This window comes from Balneicella halophila (assembly GCF_003096835.1).
GTDB classification, from domain to species: domain Bacteria; phylum Bacteroidota; class Bacteroidia; order Bacteroidales; family Balneicellaceae; genus Balneicella; species Balneicella halophila.
Genome location: NZ_QENZ01000005.1, coordinates 202,163 through 222,580 on the forward strand (window position 1 = coordinate 202,163; position 20,418 = coordinate 222,580).

At 35.7% G+C, this 20,418-nt stretch carries 21 protein-coding genes; 16 read left to right on the forward strand and 5 right to left on the reverse strand.

Annotated features, from left to right (window positions below; translation table 11 throughout):
- Positions 1 to 8 precede the first annotated feature (8 nt).
- Both odhB and C7377_RS07955 read left to right on the forward strand, forming a co-directional pair.
- Positions 9 to 1,277: a 2-oxoglutarate dehydrogenase complex dihydrolipoyllysine-residue succinyltransferase gene (odhB, locus tag C7377_RS07945; RefSeq protein WP_116496823.1), complete on the forward strand. Its 1,269-nt coding sequence runs from the start codon at positions 9 to 11 to the stop codon at positions 1,275 to 1,277.
- 403 nt (positions 1,278 to 1,680) lie between these two features.
- On the forward strand, positions 1,681 to 1,989 hold the full coding sequence (locus C7377_RS07955) for a pirin family protein (RefSeq protein ID WP_262494801.1): 309 nt from the start codon (positions 1,681 to 1,683) through the stop codon (positions 1,987 to 1,989).
- A gap of 71 nt (positions 1,990 to 2,060) precedes the next feature.
- Here the strand turns inward: C7377_RS07955 and C7377_RS07960 are convergent, their stop codons facing one another.
- Both C7377_RS07960 and C7377_RS07965 read right to left on the reverse strand, forming a co-directional pair.
- Complete coding sequence (locus C7377_RS07960; RefSeq protein ID WP_116496825.1) at positions 2,061 to 2,783, reverse strand: sugar phosphate nucleotidyltransferase; 723 nt, start codon at positions 2,781 to 2,783, stop codon at positions 2,061 to 2,063.
- A gap of 10 nt (positions 2,784 to 2,793) precedes the next feature.
- Positions 2,794 to 4,242: a RapZ C-terminal domain-containing protein gene (locus tag C7377_RS07965; protein WP_116496826.1), complete on the reverse strand. Its 1,449-nt coding sequence runs from the start codon at positions 4,240 to 4,242 to the stop codon at positions 2,794 to 2,796.
- Positions 4,243 to 4,357: 115 nt separating this feature from the next.
- Here C7377_RS07965 and C7377_RS07970 point away from each other — a divergent pair, with 115 nt between their 5' ends.
- Both C7377_RS07970 and C7377_RS07975 read left to right on the forward strand, forming a co-directional pair.
- Positions 4,358 to 5,815, forward strand: a complete 1,458-nt coding sequence (locus tag C7377_RS07970; RefSeq protein ID WP_116496827.1) for an aminoacyl-histidine dipeptidase — start codon at positions 4,358 to 4,360, stop codon at positions 5,813 to 5,815.
- Between the two features lie 237 nt (positions 5,816 to 6,052).
- Complete coding sequence (locus C7377_RS07975; RefSeq protein WP_116496828.1) at positions 6,053 to 6,931, forward strand: LysR family transcriptional regulator; 879 nt, start codon at positions 6,053 to 6,055, stop codon at positions 6,929 to 6,931.
- 75 nt (positions 6,932 to 7,006) lie between these two features.
- Here the strand turns inward: C7377_RS07975 and C7377_RS07980 are convergent, their stop codons facing one another.
- Positions 7,007 to 7,882 carry a bifunctional 5,10-methylenetetrahydrofolate dehydrogenase/5,10-methenyltetrahydrofolate cyclohydrolase gene (locus C7377_RS07980; RefSeq protein ID WP_116496829.1) on the reverse strand — a complete coding sequence of 292 codons (876 nt, stop codon included), beginning with the start codon at positions 7,880 to 7,882 and terminating at the stop codon, positions 7,007 to 7,009.
- Positions 7,883 to 7,902: 20 nt separating this feature from the next.
- Positions 7,903 to 9,234, reverse strand: coding sequence for a signal recognition particle protein (gene ffh / locus C7377_RS07985; protein WP_116496830.1), 1,332 nt, complete (start codon positions 9,232 to 9,234; stop codon positions 7,903 to 7,905).
- A gap of 157 nt (positions 9,235 to 9,391) precedes the next feature.
- Between ffh and C7377_RS07990 the strand changes: the two genes are divergently transcribed.
- Entirely contained in the window at positions 9,392 to 10,081 is a 690-nt protein-coding gene (locus C7377_RS07990) for a spondin domain-containing protein (protein ID WP_165806879.1), read from the forward strand.
- A 1-nt stretch (position 10,082) separates the two neighbouring features.
- Here the strand turns inward: C7377_RS07990 and C7377_RS07995 are convergent, their stop codons facing one another.
- The gene (locus C7377_RS07995; protein ID WP_116496832.1) at positions 10,083 to 10,748 is read right to left on the reverse strand and encodes a YggS family pyridoxal phosphate-dependent enzyme; all 666 of its coding nucleotides are present in this window, start codon (positions 10,746 to 10,748) and stop codon (positions 10,083 to 10,085) included.
- Positions 10,749 to 10,844: 96 nt separating this feature from the next.
- On the opposite strand from C7377_RS07995, the gene C7377_RS08000 reads away from it, so the two are divergent.
- From C7377_RS08000 to C7377_RS08050, 11 genes are all read left to right on the forward strand, one after another.
- Complete coding sequence (locus C7377_RS08000) at positions 10,845 to 11,198, forward strand: hypothetical protein (protein ID WP_116496833.1); 354 nt, start codon at positions 10,845 to 10,847, stop codon at positions 11,196 to 11,198.
- 83 nt (positions 11,199 to 11,281) lie between these two features.
- Entirely contained in the window at positions 11,282 to 11,620 is a 339-nt protein-coding gene (locus C7377_RS08005) for a DsrE family protein (protein ID WP_116496834.1), read from the forward strand.
- A 78-nt stretch (positions 11,621 to 11,698) separates the two neighbouring features.
- Entirely contained in the window at positions 11,699 to 13,477 is a 1,779-nt protein-coding gene (locus C7377_RS08010) for a lysophospholipid acyltransferase family protein (RefSeq protein ID WP_116496835.1), read from the forward strand.
- A gap of 11 nt (positions 13,478 to 13,488) precedes the next feature.
- A complete protein-coding gene (locus C7377_RS08015; RefSeq protein WP_133241477.1) occupies positions 13,489 to 14,115 on the forward strand; it encodes a LysE family translocator in 627 nt (208 codons plus the stop codon).
- A gap of 61 nt (positions 14,116 to 14,176) precedes the next feature.
- Positions 14,177 to 14,782 carry a DUF4290 domain-containing protein gene (locus C7377_RS08020; protein ID WP_116496837.1) on the forward strand — a complete coding sequence of 202 codons (606 nt, stop codon included), beginning with the start codon at positions 14,177 to 14,179 and terminating at the stop codon, positions 14,780 to 14,782.
- A gap of 119 nt (positions 14,783 to 14,901) precedes the next feature.
- Positions 14,902 to 15,420: a nucleotide exchange factor GrpE gene (locus tag C7377_RS08025; RefSeq protein ID WP_116496973.1), complete on the forward strand. Its 519-nt coding sequence runs from the start codon at positions 14,902 to 14,904 to the stop codon at positions 15,418 to 15,420.
- 19 nt (positions 15,421 to 15,439) lie between these two features.
- Positions 15,440 to 16,585, forward strand: coding sequence for a molecular chaperone DnaJ (gene dnaJ, locus C7377_RS08030; protein WP_116496838.1), 1,146 nt, complete (start codon positions 15,440 to 15,442; stop codon positions 16,583 to 16,585).
- Between the two features lie 84 nt (positions 16,586 to 16,669).
- Entirely contained in the window at positions 16,670 to 18,199 is a 1,530-nt protein-coding gene (locus C7377_RS08035) for an SUMF1/EgtB/PvdO family nonheme iron enzyme (protein WP_116496839.1), read from the forward strand.
- A 53-nt stretch (positions 18,200 to 18,252) separates the two neighbouring features.
- Positions 18,253 to 19,533: a UDP-N-acetylmuramoyl-tripeptide--D-alanyl-D-alanine ligase gene (locus tag C7377_RS08040; RefSeq protein ID WP_116496840.1), complete on the forward strand. Its 1,281-nt coding sequence runs from the start codon at positions 18,253 to 18,255 to the stop codon at positions 19,531 to 19,533.
- A 25-nt stretch (positions 19,534 to 19,558) separates the two neighbouring features.
- On the forward strand, positions 19,559 to 20,038 hold the full coding sequence (ispF, locus tag C7377_RS08045; RefSeq protein WP_116496841.1) for a 2-C-methyl-D-erythritol 2,4-cyclodiphosphate synthase: 480 nt from the start codon (positions 19,559 to 19,561) through the stop codon (positions 20,036 to 20,038).
- 17 nt (positions 20,039 to 20,055) lie between these two features.
- On the forward strand, positions 20,056 to 20,415 hold the full coding sequence (locus tag C7377_RS08050) for a CoA-binding protein (protein ID WP_116496842.1): 360 nt from the start codon (positions 20,056 to 20,058) through the stop codon (positions 20,413 to 20,415).
- Positions 20,416 to 20,418 lie beyond the last annotated feature (3 nt).

Sequence of the window (20,418 nt, forward strand, 5' to 3'; positions counted from 1 at the left end):
GATATTATATGGCAACAATAGAAGTAAAAATTCCTAGTCCGGGAGAATCAATCTCAGAAGTAGAACTATCGTCTTGGTTAGTGGAAGACGGAGCAGTTGTTAGTAAAAATGCTGAAATTGCTGAAATAGAATCTGATAAAGCTACACTTACACTGGTGGCTGACGAAGGGGGTAAAATCAAGCAAATGGCTTCTGAAGGCGATACTTTAGAAGTAGGTGCTGTTGCATGTACTATTGACACCTCTGTAGCTCCCAAAGCTAACGAGGACATAAAAAAGGACGAAACACCCCAAGATGATAAAAAGGAAGATAGCTCTTCTGAGGAACACCAGGAAGAGAAAAAAGAACCTAAAAAAGAAACTTCGGAAGAGTTTTCTAAAGTAAAAGTTTCCCCACTTGCTAGAAAAATGATGGATGAGGAGAACTTAAGTATTGATGATATAATCAATGGCTTACGACGTCTCAAAAGTTCAGATGTTGAAGTGGCTAAACGAGCAGGGACACAAGCACCTACTGCTACCGGAGCTTCCCTTAAGAAAGAAGCAAACAGAGATGATAATAGGAAGCGTATGAGTACACTACGTCGCAAATTAAGCCAACGTTTGGTCTCTGTGAAAAACGAAACAGCAATGCTTACCACTTTCAATGAAGTGGATATGTCGCCTATTATGAAACTCAGGAAGAAATATCAAGAGAAATTCATTGAAACACATGGCATCAAGCTAGGTTTTATGTCATTTTTCATCAAAGCTTGTTCAAAAGCTCTTCAAGATTTTCCGGCTGTTAACGGAATGATTGACGGTGAAGATATTGTAACACACGACTATACAGACATTTCTGTTGCAGTGAGTACACCTAAAGGATTGATGGTTCCAGTTATTCGGAACGTCGAGTCATTAGGATTAGCAGAAATAGAAAATGAATTGAAAAAATTAGCCACAAAAGCTCGTGATGGAAAGCTATCTATTGATGAGATGACAGGTGGAACTTTTACGATTACAAATGGCGGAGTATTTGGGTCAATGATGTCCACTCCTATCATTAATCCACCACAATCTGCAATTTTGGGTATGCACAATATTATAGAGCGACCTGTAGCTATCGAAGGAAAAGTAGAAATCCGCCCGATGATGTATGTCGCAGTTTCTTACGACCATAGGATTATTGACGGAAAAGAGTCTGTAAGTTTCTTGGTGCGGGTAAAAGAGTTGCTAGAGAATCCAGAGAACCTTCTTTGGGATGGTAAGAACAGTACAGAAATGTTACTTGAAATTTAATAGAATGAAAGACATTTTTGTAAAATATAAATTGGCAATTATAGGCACTATTGTAGGAGCCATTGCTGGTTTTTTGTACTGGAAGTATATAGGATGTGTATCAGGTACATGCCCGATTCAGACCTCCCCATTTAGGAGCACATTTATTTGTGCCTTGATTGGGGGTCTAGTTTTCGACCTGTTTAGGAAACCCGATAAAATGATATAAAAAGATTAATAAACATGAAAGAGCTTGCTTCGGCAGGCTCTTTTCATAAATAGAGCATTATCAGTATTTACGCAATTTTATTATTTTTACTCTCGATATAAAAACCATTATTAGAATATAAAATGGAGGCATTGAAAACATACGAAAAAGTACATACGAAAAAAGAATGTAACACCTCGTTACGATCAGATTTCGATAAGAGAAGTAGCAGAAGAATACAAATTCTATCAAGTACTTTCTCCTAATAAAGACGACCAAGGAGTTTGGATTCATCAAGATGCATGGTTCCACTTAGGAAAATTTGAAAAAGGAAAATCAGATACTTATACAATTAAAAAAGAAGGAAATGGAGTTTATGCTTTTATTTTGGAAGGAGAAGTAGAGATTGAAGGAGAAAAATTCTCTAAAAGAGATGGAGTCGGATTTTGGGAAACAGACAAAATCACTGTAGAGGCAACTGACAATGCACGTGTACTCCTTATAGATGTACCTATGTCATTCTAATACAATGACATTTTAAAAATCATAAAGTTTTTTTAGGGAACAGGGTTGAAGCAATTCAGCCCTGTTTTTTTTTACAAAAAAAGCTTTTCAGCTTCCTCAATTTGTTCATATTTCCCTAAATCCATCCATTGGCTATCATTATCGATAAATCCTGTAATTTGTTCATTTACAGCTAATCTAAGATATAAATCAATGATAGAGAAAGCTCCTTGCTCTTCTGTTTTCTTTAGAATTCGTGGCGAAAGGAATTGAATACCGCTAAATGCGTAATTAAATAATTTATAAGCATCTCTAGACTCTTTTTGCTCTCCTGTTTTCGTATTGATCCACCCACACAAATGATTGTCTGCATCAAATTGCAAATAACGAGAGGTTTCACGTTTTCTTACAACTAAAGTGGCTAAAGCCCGTTTATTAATATGAGCATTAAGTAGCTCAGTAATAGATAAATCGCTAAACACATCAACATTGTGCATCAGGACAGGCAAATCGTTATGTAAAAAAGTGAGTGCTTTTTTTAAACCTCCACCTGTATTTAACAGCTTATCACGTTCATCAGAAATATGTATTGAAAGTCCAAAGTTATCATTTGCTTTTAAAAAGTCAATAACTTGGTCCGCAAAATAATGCACGTTCACGACTACTTCGCTAACTACTAATTTCTTTAGTTTTAGCAATTGATGTTCTAGTAAAGGTTTTCCTCCAATTTCTACCAAAGCTTTAGGCTTATCTTTCGTTAGCGGATACAATCTTGTTCCTAATCCTGCTGCTGGTATAAATGCATTGAAGTTCATAAGAATTATATTAATTTGCGTTTTCTTCTATTTCACGTTCAATATGGCGAACTTTCACACGAATATCATATTTTTTTTCTAAAAAATTCGCCAAATGTTCGGCTGCATACACAGAACGATGGCGCCCTCCTGTACAGCCAAAATTAACTTGTAGATTAGTGAAACTTCTCTTAATATAACGTTTTACACTCATCTCAACCAGTTTTTTGACAGGTTTCAAAAACCGATCCATACCTTTATGCTCTTTGAAAAAAGCAATAACCTCAGGATCCTTTCCCGTTAAATTTTTATATTGCTCATAACGACCTGGATTATGAACAGCACGGCAGTCAAAAACAAAACCACCTCCATTTTCACTTTTATCCATTGGTATTCCACGCTTGTATGAGAAACTATTAATTTCTACTTGCAGTTTTACCTGTGCATCTTGGGCTATTTTCAATAACCGTTTAGAGTTTGCTACAGCGTCCAAAGCTTTGAGTAATTGTGGAACCTTTATGGGTAAATCTGCTTTTTGAAGTACTCTTTTCAAATTTCCCATAGCATAAGGTATAGACTTCAAAAAGTGCTCTTTTTTTTCGTAAAAGCCTCTAAATCCATAAGCCCCCATTGCCTGCATAATTCGAATCAATACGTATCCATAGTAATGCTTCCTAAAAGCATCAGCATCAATTTGTTTTTCTTTTTGCAATTCATTTAAATAATATTCAAAAAGCTCTTCCCTAACTTCCTCAGGGATATCAGCCTTAGCATCGTATAGCAAAGAAGCCAAGTCGTATTGTAAAGCTCCTTTCCTACCACCTTGATAATCAATATAGGCTGGTTTTTTACCGTCTATCAGCATGATGTTACGCGACTGAAAATCACGATACATAAAGAAGTCATGTTCTGCCTCCAGCAAATAATCTGCAAAGCGTTGAAAATCATCTTCAAGCAATTGTTCGTCAAACGGTATTTGAGCTAACTTTAAAAAATAATACTTGAAATAATGCAAATCCCAAAGCATTGACTGTTTATCAAACTTTGCTCGTGGATAACAATTCTCATAAGGTAAGTTTTGTCTAGCATAAAGTTGGAATTGAATCAAATCTCGCAACACATGCTGGTAAATTTCTTTCAACTCTACAGGATACTCATCTGAAACACGAGTTACTAATAAATGTTCGAAAAGTGTTTCACCGCCAAAATCCTCAATTAAATAAATACTATTATCTAAATCTTCTGCATAGATTTCAGGGACTAACATTCCCTCTTGTTTGAAATGCTTGCTGAAGGAGATAAATGCAACATTTTCTTTATAATCTTCATTATGAACGCCTAAAACAGTCATCTTATCCCCTACAATTCGGCAATATGTCCGCGCAGAGCCAGAAGGTGGCAATTCAATGACTTTCGTTACAGTATCATTCCCCCAATTTTCATAAAGCCGAACGAGAGCTTTCTTATTTTCTTCTTTCAAGATATTCTAGTTTTTTATTGAATGCAAGATACAACGAATCCAAAATCAATACAAATCGTTTGTCAAGAATTGCTTATCTTTATAGAAAATTTATTACAATAATATTTAGATAGATATGAATAACGAAATTTCAAAACTCGACCCCAAAGTTGTATGGGAACATTTTTATTCACTAACTCAAGTACCAAGACCTTCAAAACATGAAGATCGCATACAAAAATTCATGTATGATTTTGGTAAAGACTTAGGTTTGGAAACCATTAAAGATGAGATTGGTAATATCATTATCAAAAAGCCAGCAACATCAGGTATGGAAGATCGCCAAGGTGTTATTTTACAGGCACATTTAGATATGGTTCCACAGAAAAATGCAGGTGTAGATCATGATTTTGAGAAAGATCCTATCGAAACATACATTGAAGATGGGTGGGTACACGCAAAAGACACAACTTTAGGTGCTGATAATGGTATTGGTGCCGCTGCAATGATGGCTGTATTATCATCAGACGATTTGGAACATGGTCCTATTGAGTGTCTATTTACTTGCGATGAAGAAACAGGAATGACTGGAGCTGAAAATTTAAAACCTGGTGTTCTTGATGGTGACATCTTGATGAATTTAGACTCTGAAGATGAAGGCGAACTTTACGTGGGTTGCGCAGGTGGCGTAGATGTAGAGGTTGAAGTTCCTTACACTTTAGAAGATTGCCCTGATAATATGCAAGGTTTTGAATTCCATATTAAAGGACTAAAAGGTGGGCATTCAGGTATGGATATCCACTTAGGAAAAGCGAATGCCAACAAACTTTTAGCAAGATTCTTAGATAAATATGATAACTTGGGAATTCGTCTTTCTGAAGCAGAAGGCGGTTCATTACGAAATGCTATTCCTCGTGAATCGCATGCACTTCTTGCTGTTCCTAACGACAAGGTTGCAGATTTTGAAAAAGCTGTAAAGGAATATGAGAAGGATATGCAACAAGAGTTTAAAGATATAGAACCAACTTTAAATGTTGAAGCTAAAGAAGTTGGCACACCTAAGCAGGTGATAGACGCTAAGGAAGCAAATGCAATGGTAAAGGCTCTAGTTGCTTGTCCTGATGGTGTAGAGGCAATGAGCAAAGAGATGGAAGGACTTACTGAAACATCAAATAACTTAGCGCGGATAGAATTTCTTAAAGGTAAATTATTAGTACAATGCTTAACCCGTTCATCTAATGATGATGCTAAAATGGCATTGACAGAAAAAATACGAGATGCGTTTAAAGGTCTAGATGCAAGCTTTTCAACTTTTGGAGCATATCCAGGTTGGCAGCCAAATATGGACTCTACAATTTTAAAAGCTATGCAGGAGGTTTATAAAGATACATTCGGCAAAACACCAGAAATAAAGGCTGTACATGCAGGTTTAGAATGTGGATTATTGGGTGCAGTTTATCCAAATTGGGATATGATTTCTTTCGGTCCTACAATACGTAATCCTCACTCTCCTGATGAACGTGTAAATATTGAAACTGTTGAGAAATTCTGGACATTCTTGAAAGCTTCGTTAAAAGCAATTCCAGCAAAATAATTGCACAGACTTATTGAGTACCATTCCATCTTTGGGATGGTACTTTTTTATGAGCTAAAGTTATGAATAAAGCCTCTCTTTTAAGATTTATATCAATATTTTCGATGGTTATGGGTTTTATAATTTTGTTTTCTCATCGTTATTCTACAGTAAGAATATTATTCGCCATAATTACAATTATTATCGGAATACTTATTCAATTCAAATATTTAAAAGTTAAAAAATAGCTGAACTTTCATGGATTTTAGACTAAAAGTATTTCAAACCGTAGCTGAGTTGCAGAGCTTCACTAAAGCAGCAAAGATGCTTTCACTATCTCAACCAGCTGTGTCCAAACATATTGCTGAATTAGAAAAGAAATACAACCACTCGTTGTTTATTCGAAACAATGGACGTGTGCAATTAACGCCAGAAGGGAATTATTTACTCTCAAAAACCAAACAAATCTTACAGCTATTTGCAGAAACTGAAGAACACTTTTTCTCCAATCAGCACAATCTACCTAAAGAAATTTGTTTGGGAGCGAGCAGTTCTATAGCTCAATATATCCTTCCTAAAAGTTTGCCTAAGCTCAAAAAACTTTATCCCGAAACGCATTTTTTATTGAAAAGTGGCAATACCGATGAAATTGAGAATTTGGTTATTGAACAAAAAATTCCCTTTGGTTTGATCGAAGGCACTCATCGTAATCCATCACTACAATATGAGCGTTTTTTAAAGGATGAAATTGTTTTGGTGTGCAATTCCAACACCCAGACTAATGATAGCATTAAACTAAAAACTCTCTTGAAGTTACCTCTCGTTTTACGAGAACAGGGGTCTGGAACAAGAGCTATTATTGAAAACCATTTACGTGAAAATAATATCTTTTTAAAAGATTTGCAAGTAGATGCTGTTTTAAATAATTCTGAGAGCATTAAAACCTATCTGAACCATTCAGATTCATTTGCATTTATTTCAATTCATGCAATTTTAGATGATTTAAAAGGTGGGAATTTGAAGATTGTAGATATTGCTAGTTTTAGTATGGAGCGCTATTTCTATTTTACAACTTTAAAAGGACACTACTCTCCTAATTATACTACATTGAAAAGATTTTTCAGTAAAAATATTTAATTCTAATTCAATAAAAAAAGGGAATATCTCTGTCAAATAAAGATACTCCCCCGTATTCATTATTAAAATTATATATTATTTCTTATAAATTTCTCCTTTAGCTGCTAAGAGTGTATTTTGCAATAAAGAAACAATTGTCATTGGTCCTACACCTCCTGGAACTGGTGTAATATAGCTACATTTTGGAGCCACATTTTCAAAATCAACATCACCATAAAGTTTTACTCCGTTTTCTTTTTCCTCTCTGTGAATACCCACATCAACAATCACTGCTCCATCTTTTACCATATCTTCAGTAAGGAAATGTTTTTTTCCTATGGCAACAATAATAATATCAGCTTGAAGTGTATGCGCCTTGATATCTGCAGTGCGACTATGGCAAAGTGTAACAGTACTATTTCCACCTTCTGTTTTGCGTGAAAGCAATATACTAACTGGTGTACCTACGATATTACTTCGACCTATGACTACGCAGTTTTTTCCTGAAGTCTCGATATTGTATCTTTTTAGCAATTCAACAATGCCCGCTGGTGTTGCAGGTAAATAAGTAGGCAAACCAAGCGTCATGCGTCCAATATTTGTAGGATGAAATCCATCAACATCTTTCTTAGGATTTATTGCTTGAAGAATTACATCCTCGTCAATATGCTTAGGAAGAGGAACTTGAACGATAAAGCCATCAACTTCATCATCATTATTCAATTTTTCAACTTCTTTTAAAAGTTCATCTTGCGTCATACTTTCTTCAAAATGTAAGGTTTCTGTGCCAAAACCAACTTTTTCACATGCTTTACTCTTTGCATTGACATAAGTACGACTAGCTCCATCATTGCCGACTAATACAGCAACTAACTTTGGTGTACGCTTTTCAGATGCCGTCATTTCTTTAACTTCTTCGGCAATCTCTTCTCGTATTTCTTTACTTGTTTTTTTTCCGTCTATTAACTGCATTGCTTCACGTTTTTTAGAATTTATCTTCTCATGCCACCCATCGGCATTTTGGGTAATTTACCTCCATTTTTAGAAACCATTTTCATCATCTTACGCATCTCATCAAATTGTTTTAACAGACGATTAACATCAGCAGTGCTACTACCACTACCTTTGGCAATACGCTTACGACGCGAGCCGTTCAAAATTGATGGCTTTTCGCGTTCTTCGGGCGTCATAGAATAAATAATCGCTTCAACTCCTTTAAAAGCATCATCATCAATATCAACATCCTTCATTGCCTTTCCCATTCCTGGAATCATTCCCATGAGGTCCTTCATATTCCCCATTTTCTTGATTTGGTTAATCTGCTTTAAAAAGTCATTAAAATTAAATTGATCTTTAACTAATTTCTTTTGGAGTTTCCTCGCCTCTTCTTCATCAAATTGTTCTTGTGCTTTTTCAACAAAAGAAACAATATCACCCATACCTAAGATGCGGTCTGCCATACGCTCTGGATGGAATACATCTAAAGCATCCATCTTCTCTCCCATACCGACAAACTTAATCGGCTTATTGACAACTGAGCGAATGGATAAAGCGGCACCACCGCGTGTATCACCATCTAACTTTGTAAGAACAACACCATCAAAGTTCAAGACATCATTAAATGCTTTAGCCGTATTTACCGCATCTTGACCAGTCATGGAATCCACAACAAACAAAATCTCATCTGGGTTTACAGCCTTTTTTATAGCTGCTATTTCGTTCATCATTTGCTCGTCCACAGCCAAACGTCCTGCGGTATCTATGATAACTAAATCCTGTCCTTTTTGTTCTGCCTCTTCTACAGCTGAAGTAGCAATATTCACGGGGTCTTTACTTCCTTCAATCGTATAAACAGGAACATTGATTTGTTCTCCTAATATTTTCAATTGGTCAATCGCTGCCGGACGATAAACGTCACCTGCAGCAAGCAACGGGAATTTCCCTTTTTTACGTTTTAAATGATTCGCTAATTTCCCGGAAAATGTTGTTTTACCAGAACCTTGAAGCCCGGCAATTAAAATAACAGATGGCTTTCCTGAAAGGTTAATTCCTTCGGCACTTCCACCCATCAATTCAGCTAGTTCATCATGAACTAACTTCACCATCATCTGACCTGGATTCACAGCTTTGAGTACATCTTGCCCTAATGCTTTTTCCTTGACTCTATCAGTAAAGTCCTTCGCAATTTTGAAATTAACATCGGCGTCTAAGAGTGCACGGCGTACATCTTTCAATGACTCAGCAATATTTATCTCTGTTATCTTATGACTTCCTTTTAATATTTTAAAGGAACTTTCTAACTTTTCCGTTAAATTCTCAAACATAATTTCATCTCATTTATTAATTGTCACAAAAGTAATAAATCATAGGTAAAATCCCTTATTATATTGATAAGAAGCTTTCTTTTTCATCTTAAAAATTGTATAACTATCCAATTATAGCTAATTTGGCAGCTTGAAAATAGACTTTTAGATGAAAGCAATGAAAAGAATATTAGTATGGGCGCTTGTTATTTTAACGTTTACAGCCTGCGATGACGATGACGATAAGCAAACTGTTGTGGAGTTAAAACACGATATGCGTTACACTTTTAATGTAACAGTAAGAGGACAATGGACTGAAGAAACTCATCCAAACTACTTCCCTGGTGATGCTGGTTTTGGGAAAGTTGTAGCTATTACTCAAAAAGATGATAATGTTCTCTTTCAAAAAGGTAAAAAGGCTCCAACTTGGATGAAGTCTTATTTCGAAAATGAAGACACATCTAACTTTACTAACTACTTTACAGAGCAAAAGACGAATAACAGAGTGAGTGGCTTTACTTCATCTGAGGGTTGTCCCGCTACTGGCAGTTCAGAATTCGAAATAACCACAGAGGGCAGATTCAATAAATTTTCTATGATAACGAAACTATCTCCTTCAGCTGATTGGTTTATTGGAGTTAATAATATTGATCTTGACGGTTTGGCATATGGAGGTTCTGCTACATTTATCACTTCAGTTTGGGATGCTGGATTATTCTCAGGCGAATATCATTCAAATAAAGGAAGTGCAACAAACGAATCCATCGAAACTTACAAAGGAGCTCCGCTTAGTTACCCTGATGGAGGAATCAACAACTTTGCTATTGTTACGATAAAGCTGAAATCTTCAGAAAAAATAGAACCGTAATTTAGCGCTTCCCAAAGATTTTACTTCCTACGCGTATCATGGTACTTCCCTCCTTTATGGCAATCGGATAGTCTCCTGACATTCCCATAGATATTTCTTTGAATTCATCAGCAGAGTCAAAGAACTCTTTTTTGATTTGAGTAAAATATTCCTTTAGTCGTGCAAATTCATCATGTATCTGTTGCTGATTATCAGTGAGTGTTGCCATTCCCATAATACCACAACAACGAACATGTTGCATCTCCTTATAAGTATCACTTTGTAATAATTCTTTAGTTTCTTCTAATGAAAGACCACTTTTTGTTTCTTCTTCCGCAACCTTTATTTGAAGTAAAAAACTGATGATTCGGTCATTCTTTCTACCCTCCTTCTCTACAACTTTTAATAAGCTCAAAGAATCAACGGAATGAATCATGGCAACGTATGGGGCAATATATTTCACCTTATTTTTCTGTAAATTACCAATCATATGCCATTCAATATCTTTAGGTAAAATAGCTTCCTTTTCTCTCAACTCTTGTGGCCTGCTTTCTCCAAACACTTTGTATCCTCCATCATAAGCTTCCTGTATTTTTTCGGGGGCATGAGTCTTTGAAACTGCTACTAATTTTACATTATCAGGGATTGATTTTAATATTTGTTGAATATTTTCAGAAATACAAGACATGTAACTCTTTTTTTTTGATTAAAATTTGATATTATAGTTGCGAAAGTAATCATTTTATCTATATTTGTTCCAAATAATCACTTAACAAAACAATTTATGAAACATTTATTTTTAGTATTTGGACTCTTATTCTCATTAGCTGTAAGCACAGCTACTATGGCTCAAGATAACAAAAAAGAACCCGTAAAGAAAACCTGTGTTGATAAAGCAAATAAAAAAGACACCAAAACTTGTTGCAGTGAAGCTAAAATGCTAGCTTGCTCAGACAAGACCAAAGGAGTAAAAGCTACAGACTGTGCTAGAAAAACAAAATCAGATTGTAGTAAGACACAAAAGGTCTCTTGTGCTGACAAAGCTAAGACTAACTGTAGCAAAGCAAGCAACAAAGCCTGTGCTAACAAGCCGAAAGCAGAAAAAACGACTCCTTATACTACAAAAGAAAAAGAATAATTAACTGGAAAAATTAGTATAATAATTTGACTTAAGTGTATCTTTGAAAAAAGATACACTTTTTGTTTATAATTTAATATCGGATGAAAAACACATTAATACAGATTAATAGTAATGGAATGGGAACTAGCGAACTAGCCCTAGCCAGTATTCTTATTGAGAAGTATTTCCAACTATTACTCGAAGAAGACGTAGCTCCCAAATTTATTGTATTTTATAATGAAGGTGTTAAGTTGCTTTGCGAAGATTCTAATTGCCTAAAGTTCTTGCAGGAGTTAGCTGAGAAAGGCACAAAACTTATTGGCTGTAGCACTTGCCTCAACTATTTTAAGCTCACCGAGAAGCTAGCTGTAGGTACACGAGGTAGTATGCAAGATATTATCAGCTTACAGGCTAAGGTTGATAAAGTCATCAGTTTATAAAGTCCAATACATACTTATCATTAAATTCTTAGTCATATCCTATTTATCTTATAATTTATTAGGTATATTTGTATTAGTATGAGTTTAGTTGACCCCAAAGACTTGTTGGCTGCAAGCGATAGCTTGAATAAATTTGGAGGTATGGGTGGTGCCAAACTACTGATGTACTTTCTACGCCTTACCAAGCTTAATAAAATATATGACACTTTAGATGATTCTGATGGTTTAAAATTTATTGATTCCATTTTGGATTCTCTCCAGATAAATTTTACTATAGACGAGGATTATTTACAACGAATCCCTAAAGAAGGGCCCTTTATCGTTGTTGCTAATCATCCTTTTGGAGGTGTTGATGGAATTATTTTACTGAAAGTTTTAGCAGAAGCCAGACCCGACACTAAAGTAATGGCAAATTTTTTATTGAAGAAAATTGAGCCTATTGCTGATTACATTATAGAAGTGAACCCCTTTGAAAATCGCCCTGATATTAAGAGTACTAAAGGGTTGAAAGAGGCTATAAAACATTTAAATGATGGAGGTCCATTAGCGATATTTCCCGCCGGTGAGGTTTCTTCTTTCCAAAAAGGTTTTCGTATTTCTGACAGAAAATGGAGTAATTCTATTCTTCGCTTTATTAAGAAAGCGAAGGTTCCGGTAGTTCCTATTTATTTTCATGGAAATAACAGTCTTACATTTTATATGCTAGGAAAAGTACACCCGGTGCTACGCACTATAAAATTACCATCTGAGCTGTTAAACAAGCAAAATAAAGAAATTAAACTATCCATTGGAAAACCTATATCTGTAAAAGAACAAGATTACTTTTCGGATATAGAGCATTATGGACGCTACTTACGTGCCAACACATTTACTCTCTCTAACACACTAAAATTGAGGGATTTTTATGAGGATGAGACGAAATCTTTAGAAAAATCTGAACTTATTGATGCCATTGATCCTAAAATTCTCAGAGCAGAATTGGATGCTATCCCAGAAGAATTCAAACTCTACGAGATTAAAAATTACAGAATTTATTGTACTAATAGCAATATAATTCCTAATATTCTCAGAGAAATCGGTCGTTTACGAGAACTAACTTTTCGTGAGGTAGGTGAAGGTACTAACCAACCGATGGATTTAGATGAATATGATCTTTATTACCATCAGTTGTTTATCTATGATATTGAAGTCGACAAGATAGTCGGTGCTTATCGTATAGGGAAAGGCAAAGAAGTTATCCAACAATATGGTATTGAGGGCTTTTACCTTCACTCATTATTTAAGTTAAAGAAGCCCTTCCACCCTATTTTGGAAGAGTCCCTAGAGTTAGGTCGTTCATTTATTACACCAGATTATCAACGGAAAGCCTTACCCTTATTTTTATTATGGAAAGGTATCCTATACATGATGCTCAAAAATCCTGAATACCGATACCTTATTGGTCCGGTCTCTATCAGTAATGACTATTCTGATTTGGCTAAAGAGATGATCATAAAGTTCATTATGAAACATCACTTTAATTATGAGCTTTCAAGATACGTGAAACCGAGACATAAGTTCAAATTCAAAACTAAAAATATTGATACTGAAATTATGCTTGAAATTGCACAAGAAGATATTAATAAGTTAGACAAATATATTGGGAAGTTTGAAACAAAGGACGTTAGACTTCCGGTATTGTTGAAGAAATACATTTTCCTTAATGCAAAAATTTTAGGATTTAATAGAGATCCCCTATTTAACAATTGTTTAGATGGATTTATCCTATTGGATATTTATGAAATTCCTGATAAAGTGATAAACTCCCTCACTGAAGATTTGAATGAGGACACCTTAAAATCAAAATTGGAAAAATAGTGGAGGTTTGGGTGAAAATAATCAAAGGTTTTGTAATAGGACTAATGGTTTCTATTCCCTTGGGTCCTATTGGTATAATCGTAATTCGTCGTACATTAAATAGAGGCTGGCTTTCGGGATTCTTCTCAGGTCTGGGTGCTGCAAGTGCAGATATCCTTTACGCTATTATAGCAGCTACAGGTTTCGGGTTAATCCTAAATCTAGTCAACGAGCATATTCACAACTTACAGATTTTTACATTCTGCATTATTATAGGCATTGGCTATGTGATTTCAAGGAAAAGCGTAAGAAAATTGCGCCAAGAACGCTCAAAGTCTTCCAACCTGTTTTCAGATTTCATTTCTATATTTTTCCTGACACTTTCTAATCCATTGATTCTTGGAGTCTTTTTAGCTTTCTTCACAGGTGCCGCCAGCATGGAAGATGCCTCTATCCAAAACATAATATTAATTCTTTTTGGCGTATTTATAGGCGCTATATTCTGGTGGTTCAGCTTAACACTTTCAGTTAGCCTTTTTCGAAAAAAATTCCGTTTTCGTAATCTTTTTTGGATAAACAAAATAACTGGCATTGTAATTTTAGTTTTTGGTATAGTAGGACTCCTTTACTCTATAGCGGAGCCTTGGTTGGTTAACTAGCAAATAAAACGTACCTTTGCCCTATCTAAAATGATTGTGACATCAAACGTAATATCAACACATGACAACAACTTATAATAGCAAAAAGAAACCATTAATATTTCCAGAGTATGGAAGACACATTCAAAAAATGGTAGATTTTGCCGTAACTATAGAAGATGATGAAAAACGCAAAGAAACTGCGTACGCTATCGTAAATATTATGGGGCGTATGCATCCTAATTTAAAGGACGTAGATGATTTTAATCATAAACTTTGGGATCACCTCATCATTATGTCAGACTATCAATTAAATGTAGAATCTCCTTATGGAAACCCTACCCCCTCCGACACTATAATCACTCCACGTCATATTGAATACAAAGATTCAGACATCAGATACAAGCAATACGGTCGCATTCTTTTCAAAATGATTGAAGAAGAGAAAAATTGTAAAACGGAAGAAGAGAAGCAGGCCTTAGCCCTTATCGTTGCAAATCATATCAAAAAATCATTAAGCATCTGGAATAGTGATAACGTTAGCGATGAGTTAGTTCTAGAAGCTATGGAGAAATTATCTAACTCTAGATTGACCTTGCCTAAGGATACCGAACTTGTTGAGATACGTTCTGCAAATTCGAACTCTAGCAACAATTCTAGACGTAAAGGAAGAAAAAAAGGTAGATAAAATCCTGCCCATTTATCACTCATTTAATTTAAGCCTGCCAAACTGACACTAAAGTGCTATTGGCAGTAATTTTGTATGCACCATCAATACAAAATTGAACAATATTTTTGAAAAAAGACATGACAGATAAAAAGAAGAAAAAGAGTTCTGAGAAGGAGCCTAAGGTTGATGAGCTTCAGCTATTGGAAGAGAGAATAGCAGAACTGGAGAATGAGGTTGAAACACTCGAGGATAAAAATTTGCGACTTACTGCTGAGTTTGACAATTATAGAAAGCGTACGCTGAAAGAAAAAATGGAGTTGACGAAACATGCAGGAGAAAAAATATTGACAAATATTCTTCCGGTTATAGACAACTTCGAGCGTGCTATGGATGTCATGCAAGATACTAAAGACATTGAAGCAGTTAAGGAAGGGATTGAACTCATTTATAGTAACTTTAAAGACTTTCTACGTCAAAATGGCGTGACTGAGATTGAAGTGCTTAACGAAGAGTTTGATACAGATGTGAGTGAGGCAATCACAAAAATACCAGCTCCATCGGAGGATATGAAGGGCAAAGTTATCGATTGTACAGAAAAGGGATATAAACTTAATGATAAAGTGATTCGCTACGCAAAGGTAGTAGTCGGAGAATAAAAAAAGAAAGAAAAAGTATATGGCGAAGCGAGATTATTATGAAGTATTAGGTGTAAGCAAATCAGCATCTCCTGAGGAAATAAAGAAAGCCTATCGAAAATTAGCACTAAAATATCATCCAGATAAAAATCCGGACGATAAAGAGACAGAGGAGAAATTTAAAGAAGCAGCTGAAGCCTATGATGTATTAAGTTCACCAGAAAAAAAACAACGCTATGATCAGTTTGGTCATGCAGGAATGGGTGGTGCCGGTAATTTTGGTGGTGCAGGAATGTCTATGGAAGATATTTTCTCACAATTTGGCGACCTTTTTGGAGGTGGTGGCGGTTTTTTTGGCGGTTTTGGAGGCGGACAACAACGCCAGCAAGTTAACAGAGGATCCAACTTGCGCCTCAAAGTAGAATTAACACTTGAAGAAATTGCAAAAGGTGTTGAGAAAAAATTAAAAGTAAAGAAATATACTGCATGTAACTCTTGCCATGGAAATGGGGAGAAAAATGGAAATTCACATACCACTTGTTCTGAATGTAATGGCACAGGACAAGTCACTAGAATACAAAACACACTTCTCGGTCGAATGCAAACAACATCAAGTTGCCCCGTTTGTAATGGACAAGGTAAAGTGATAAAAGAAAGATGCCCTGACTGTAATGGTGAAGGAATTGTAAGAGGTGAAGAAGTTATTTCAGTAAAAATACCAGCTGGCGTTTACGAAGGCTTGCAGCTTTCAGTTTCAGGAAAAGGAAATGCAGCACGTCGTGGCGGTATCAATGGAGACTTGCTAGTGCTTATTAAGGAAAAAGAGCATCCTGACTTGATGCGTGATGGCAATGATTTGCTTTATAACTTATTTATAAGCATCCCTGATGCTATATTAGGTGCATCTGCGGAGATACCTACTTTAGATGGTAAGGTAAAAGTCAGTATCGAAAAAGGAACCCAATCGGGTAAAATCCTTCGCTTGCGTAAAAAAGGCTTACCTAATATCGAGGGCTACGGAGTTGGCGATTTATTGATAAAAGTCAATGTATTTATCCCCAAAGACATCAGTAGTGAAGAGGAAAAAATTATGGAGAAATTAGAGAAATCTCCTAATTTTGATACTGCCCATGTAGAACGTGAAAAGGGATTCTTTCAAAAGGTAAAAAGCTTTTTTTCAGAATAATTGGCATATTTTTTGGAAACATTGATTAAGAAAAAATGCAACTTTGTATTTTTCATTATCTTTGTAGCAAAATAATAGTATTATATGAAGCAAATAATCTTTTACGGAATTTTCTTTACGTTTATCATTAGCTTAAGTTCCTGCAATAGCAAATTGAATGTTTTTGGAGGGAAAAATAAAACGCATTCTTCAACTACAGGTTGGAAATACAATGATCCTGACAACGGGGGGTTTCAGTATTACAATGGATATCAGGCACAAATAGGACCAGGATTAGTGCATATTCCTGGGGGAACATTCGTTATGGGGCAAAACCAAAAAGACGTCATGGGCGATTGGAATAACATAAGAAGACGAGTAACTGTTGCTTCTTTTTTTATGGATGAAACGGAAGTTCGAAATGTTGACTATCGCGAGTATCTATATTGGCTTTCACGTGTTCACGGTGGAGATGATTCTATAACTCAAACGGCACTGCCAGATACCTTAGTTTGGCGCGATGAGCTAGCATATAATGAGCCACAAGTTCAAAATTATTTCAGACATACTGCTTTTTCTGAGTATCCTGTAGTTGGTGTTTCTTGGGAGCAAGCTAATGCCTATGCGAAGTGGCGTTCTGATCGTGTTAATGAAATTATGCTCATTAAAAATAGAGTAATTAAAGAAAATCCTGACCAGCAAGGTGCTGAAAATTTCAATACAGAAGCTTATTTAGCAGGACAATATGATGCAGAATTAGATAAAGGCTTAAGAGATTTAAGTTCTCAAGACGGAAAAGATATAAGACATGCGAATTGGTCTGATGGTATTATGTTACCAGACTATCGTCTTCCAACTGAAGCAGAATGGGAGTATGCGGCATACGGTCTGTTAGGAAACACTGAAAAAGAAATTATTAAAGAAGGTCGTGTTTATCCTTGGACCGGAAAATGGGTGCGCAATGACGGTTCACGTAAAAGTGGAAACAAACGTAAAGATATGGGTAAAATGATGGCAAACTTTGCCAGAGGAAATGGTGATTACATGGGGCTGGCAGGCTCTCTCAATGACGGAGGAGATATTACTGTGCCTGTGAAGTCATTTTGGCCTAATGATTTTGGACTGTATAATACGGCAGGCAATGTTAATGAATGGGTTGCAGATGTATATCGTCCGATGAATCCCCTGGACGTCAGCGAATTTAACCCTTATCGTGGAAACGTTTTTAAAGTCAATGTAACTGATGAAAATGGTAATATCGTTGAAAAAGACAAATACGGTAGAATAAAAAAACGCGTTCAAACAAAAGAGGAACTTAAAAACAGGAAGAACTACACCGTAGGTGATGCAAGAAATTACAAAGATGGTGACCCTGGCTCTAGAATAGATCAAGGTGACAGCACTTTAGATCCTATGTATAATAATGGTTCGGGTAATGAACTCATTGGGATCACCTCTATGATAAGTGATAAGTCAAGAGTTTATAAAGGCGGATCTTGGCGCGATAGGGCTTTTTGGCTCTCCCCCTCTACGCGTCGCTTCATGAATCAAGATATGGCACGTGATGATATTGGTTTCCGATGTGCAATGAGTCAAATTGGTTCTCCGGAGAATAAACCCAAGAAATGGAAATAATCTAAAGCTCAAAAGCCCTGTTGTTAAGGGCTTTTTTTAGTACAATATATTTTATGGAAATTGCTAAATTACATCAACTTTTCTTACAACATCCCACAGTTTGCACCGACACAAGAAAAGCCAAAATAGGGAGCATTTTTTTTGCATTGAAAGGCGAAAATTTTGATGCAAATTATTTTGCCAAAGATGCAATAAAAAAAGGTTGTGAGTTAGCTGTAGTTGATGATCAATCAGCCGTATTGTCCGAACAGTATATCCTTGTTGATGATGTCTTAGAAACATTACAAAATCTTGCTAATTTTCATCGTCAATATTGCAACACAAAAATTATAGGGATTACTGGCACTAATGGCAAGACAACGACCAAAGAGCTTATAAAATCAGTATTGGAAACCACATATGATACCTTAGCAACAGAGGGTAATCTCAATAATCACATCGGTGTGCCACTGACTTTGCTTCGCCTCACTCCTGCTACGGAAATTGCAGTCATTGAGATGGGTGCTAATCATAGGCATGAAATTGCAGAACTTTGTGCCATAGCTGAACCTGATTATGGCATTATAACGAATGTTGGGAAAGGACATATTGAGGGATTTGGTTCGCTTGAAGGTGTCATCAAAACAAAGACTGAGCTGTATGAAGCAGTCGAGAAAAAAAATGGAACGCTTTTCGTAAATGCAGATAATGAAATACTATCCGAAAAAGCGTCTGCAACTAAATGTCATCTTTATAGTTATGGCAGTGAGCATGCACAAGTTACAGGCAAATTCATTGCAGCTTCACCTTTCCTAAACATGGAGATAGAAAACGTTGAACTACAGACTAAACTGCTGGGAGCTTACAATTTTGAAAATATATTAGCTGCTTTTGCCATTGGTAAATTCTTTGATGTTCCTAAGAATAAAAACTTAAATGCTTTAGCTAATTATGTCCCAAAAAATAACCGCTCACAACTTATAGAGACCAAATATAATACAATTCTATTAGATGCCTACAATGCGAATCCGACAAGTATGAAATTATCTATCTTAAATTTCATACAAACTGAATATCCTCATAAGATGCTCATTCTTGGTGATATGTTGGAATTGGGGCACTTGAGTGAAACAGCACACGAAGAAATCATCACTCTGATAAAAGATAAAGGATTAGCACCCAACACCTGGCTAGTTGGCACTCATTTTTTAAAGAGAAAAACAGATTCATTTTTATATTTTAACGATGCAGAACAAGTTATCGACTATCTAAGCAAAAACCCTATAAGAGGGAACCAAATCTTAATAAAAGGTTCACGAGGAATAAAGTTAGAGACTTTAGTCAAAATGTTGTAAATTTACCCAAATTAAAACCTAAAATATGAATTTGAGAATTGGACAAGGATATGATGTTCATAAACTTGCAGCAGGATATGAATTTTGGCTTGGGGGAATTTTAATACCTTACGAATTAGGCTCAGTTGGACATTCTGATGGTGATGTATTGATTCACGCCATTTGTGATGCCATATTAGGTGCAGCATGCTTAAGAGATATTGGATACCACTTTCCTGACACTGACAATGCATATAAAAATATTGATAGTAAAATTCTACTTCAAGATACACTAGAATTGATTAAGAAAGAAGGATATTACATCAACAATATTGATGCGACAGTCTGCTTACAAAAACCCAAGGTAAAAGATTATATTCCCAAAATGAGAGATGTACTTGCTGAGATATTAGAAATTGATAAAAATACGCTTTCTATAAAAGCAACGACAACAGAACAACTTGGTTTCGTAGGTCGCAGAGAAGGCGTAGAAGCACACGCTGTTGTTCTTCTAATTAAGGAATAAAAAATAGACAGAATTGCATGAAAAAATCATTAGTTATAGGTGCTAGTACCAACCCTCAACGCTATGCATATCAATGCATTACTATGCTGAGAGATCATAATATCGAAACAGTAGCGATAGGGTTACGAGAAGGAAATGTACAAGATGTAAAAATCACAACAGAAAAAGAAAAATTTGAAGATATCCATACCGTCAATATTTATCTTTCAGCCAAGAATTTGAAGGAATACGAAGACTATATCATTGACTTAAAACCCAAACGTGTACTGTTCCCACCGGGAACAGAAAATCCTGAGTTTGAAAATCGCTTGACTAAAGAAAAAATTTTGCATGAGAGAGCTTGTCCTCTAGTTATGCTATCCGTATCAACTTACTAAGCA

Excerpts from the sequence above, each read along its gene's own strand:
- odhB (WP_116496823.1), top strand. The coding sequence starts at position 9 with ATGGCAACAATAGAAGTAAAAATTCCTAGTCCGGGAGAATCAATCTCA.
- C7377_RS07960 (WP_116496825.1), bottom strand. The coding sequence starts at position 2,783 with ATGAACTTCAATGCATTTATACCAGCAGCAGGATTAGGAACAAGATTG.
- C7377_RS07970 (WP_116496827.1), top strand. The coding sequence starts at position 4,358 with ATGAATAACGAAATTTCAAAACTCGACCCCAAAGTTGTATGGGAACAT.
- C7377_RS07975 (WP_116496828.1), top strand. The coding sequence starts at position 6,053 with ATGGATTTTAGACTAAAAGTATTTCAAACCGTAGCTGAGTTGCAGAGC.
- C7377_RS07980 (WP_116496829.1), bottom strand. The coding sequence starts at position 7,882 with ATGCAGTTAATAGACGGAAAAAAAACAAGTAAAGAAATACGAGAAGAG.
- ffh (WP_116496830.1), bottom strand. The coding sequence starts at position 9,234 with ATGTTTGAGAATTTAACGGAAAAGTTAGAAAGTTCCTTTAAAATATTA.
- C7377_RS07990 (WP_165806879.1), top strand. The coding sequence starts at position 9,392 with ATGAAAAGAATATTAGTATGGGCGCTTGTTATTTTAACGTTTACAGCC.
- C7377_RS07995 (WP_116496832.1), bottom strand. The coding sequence starts at position 10,748 with ATGTCTTGTATTTCTGAAAATATTCAACAAATATTAAAATCAATCCCT.
- C7377_RS08000 (WP_116496833.1), top strand. The coding sequence starts at position 10,845 with ATGAAACATTTATTTTTAGTATTTGGACTCTTATTCTCATTAGCTGTA.
- C7377_RS08005 (WP_116496834.1), top strand. The coding sequence starts at position 11,282 with ATGAAAAACACATTAATACAGATTAATAGTAATGGAATGGGAACTAGC.
- C7377_RS08010 (WP_116496835.1), top strand. The coding sequence starts at position 11,699 with ATGAGTTTAGTTGACCCCAAAGACTTGTTGGCTGCAAGCGATAGCTTG.
- C7377_RS08020 (WP_116496837.1), top strand. The coding sequence starts at position 14,177 with ATGACAACAACTTATAATAGCAAAAAGAAACCATTAATATTTCCAGAG.
- C7377_RS08025 (WP_116496973.1), top strand. The coding sequence starts at position 14,902 with ATGACAGATAAAAAGAAGAAAAAGAGTTCTGAGAAGGAGCCTAAGGTT.
- dnaJ (WP_116496838.1), top strand. The coding sequence starts at position 15,440 with ATGGCGAAGCGAGATTATTATGAAGTATTAGGTGTAAGCAAATCAGCA.
- C7377_RS08035 (WP_116496839.1), top strand. The coding sequence starts at position 16,670 with ATGAAGCAAATAATCTTTTACGGAATTTTCTTTACGTTTATCATTAGC.
- C7377_RS08040 (WP_116496840.1), top strand. The coding sequence starts at position 18,253 with ATGGAAATTGCTAAATTACATCAACTTTTCTTACAACATCCCACAGTT.
- ispF (WP_116496841.1), top strand. The coding sequence starts at position 19,559 with ATGAATTTGAGAATTGGACAAGGATATGATGTTCATAAACTTGCAGCA.
- C7377_RS08050 (WP_116496842.1), top strand. The coding sequence starts at position 20,056 with ATGAAAAAATCATTAGTTATAGGTGCTAGTACCAACCCTCAACGCTAT.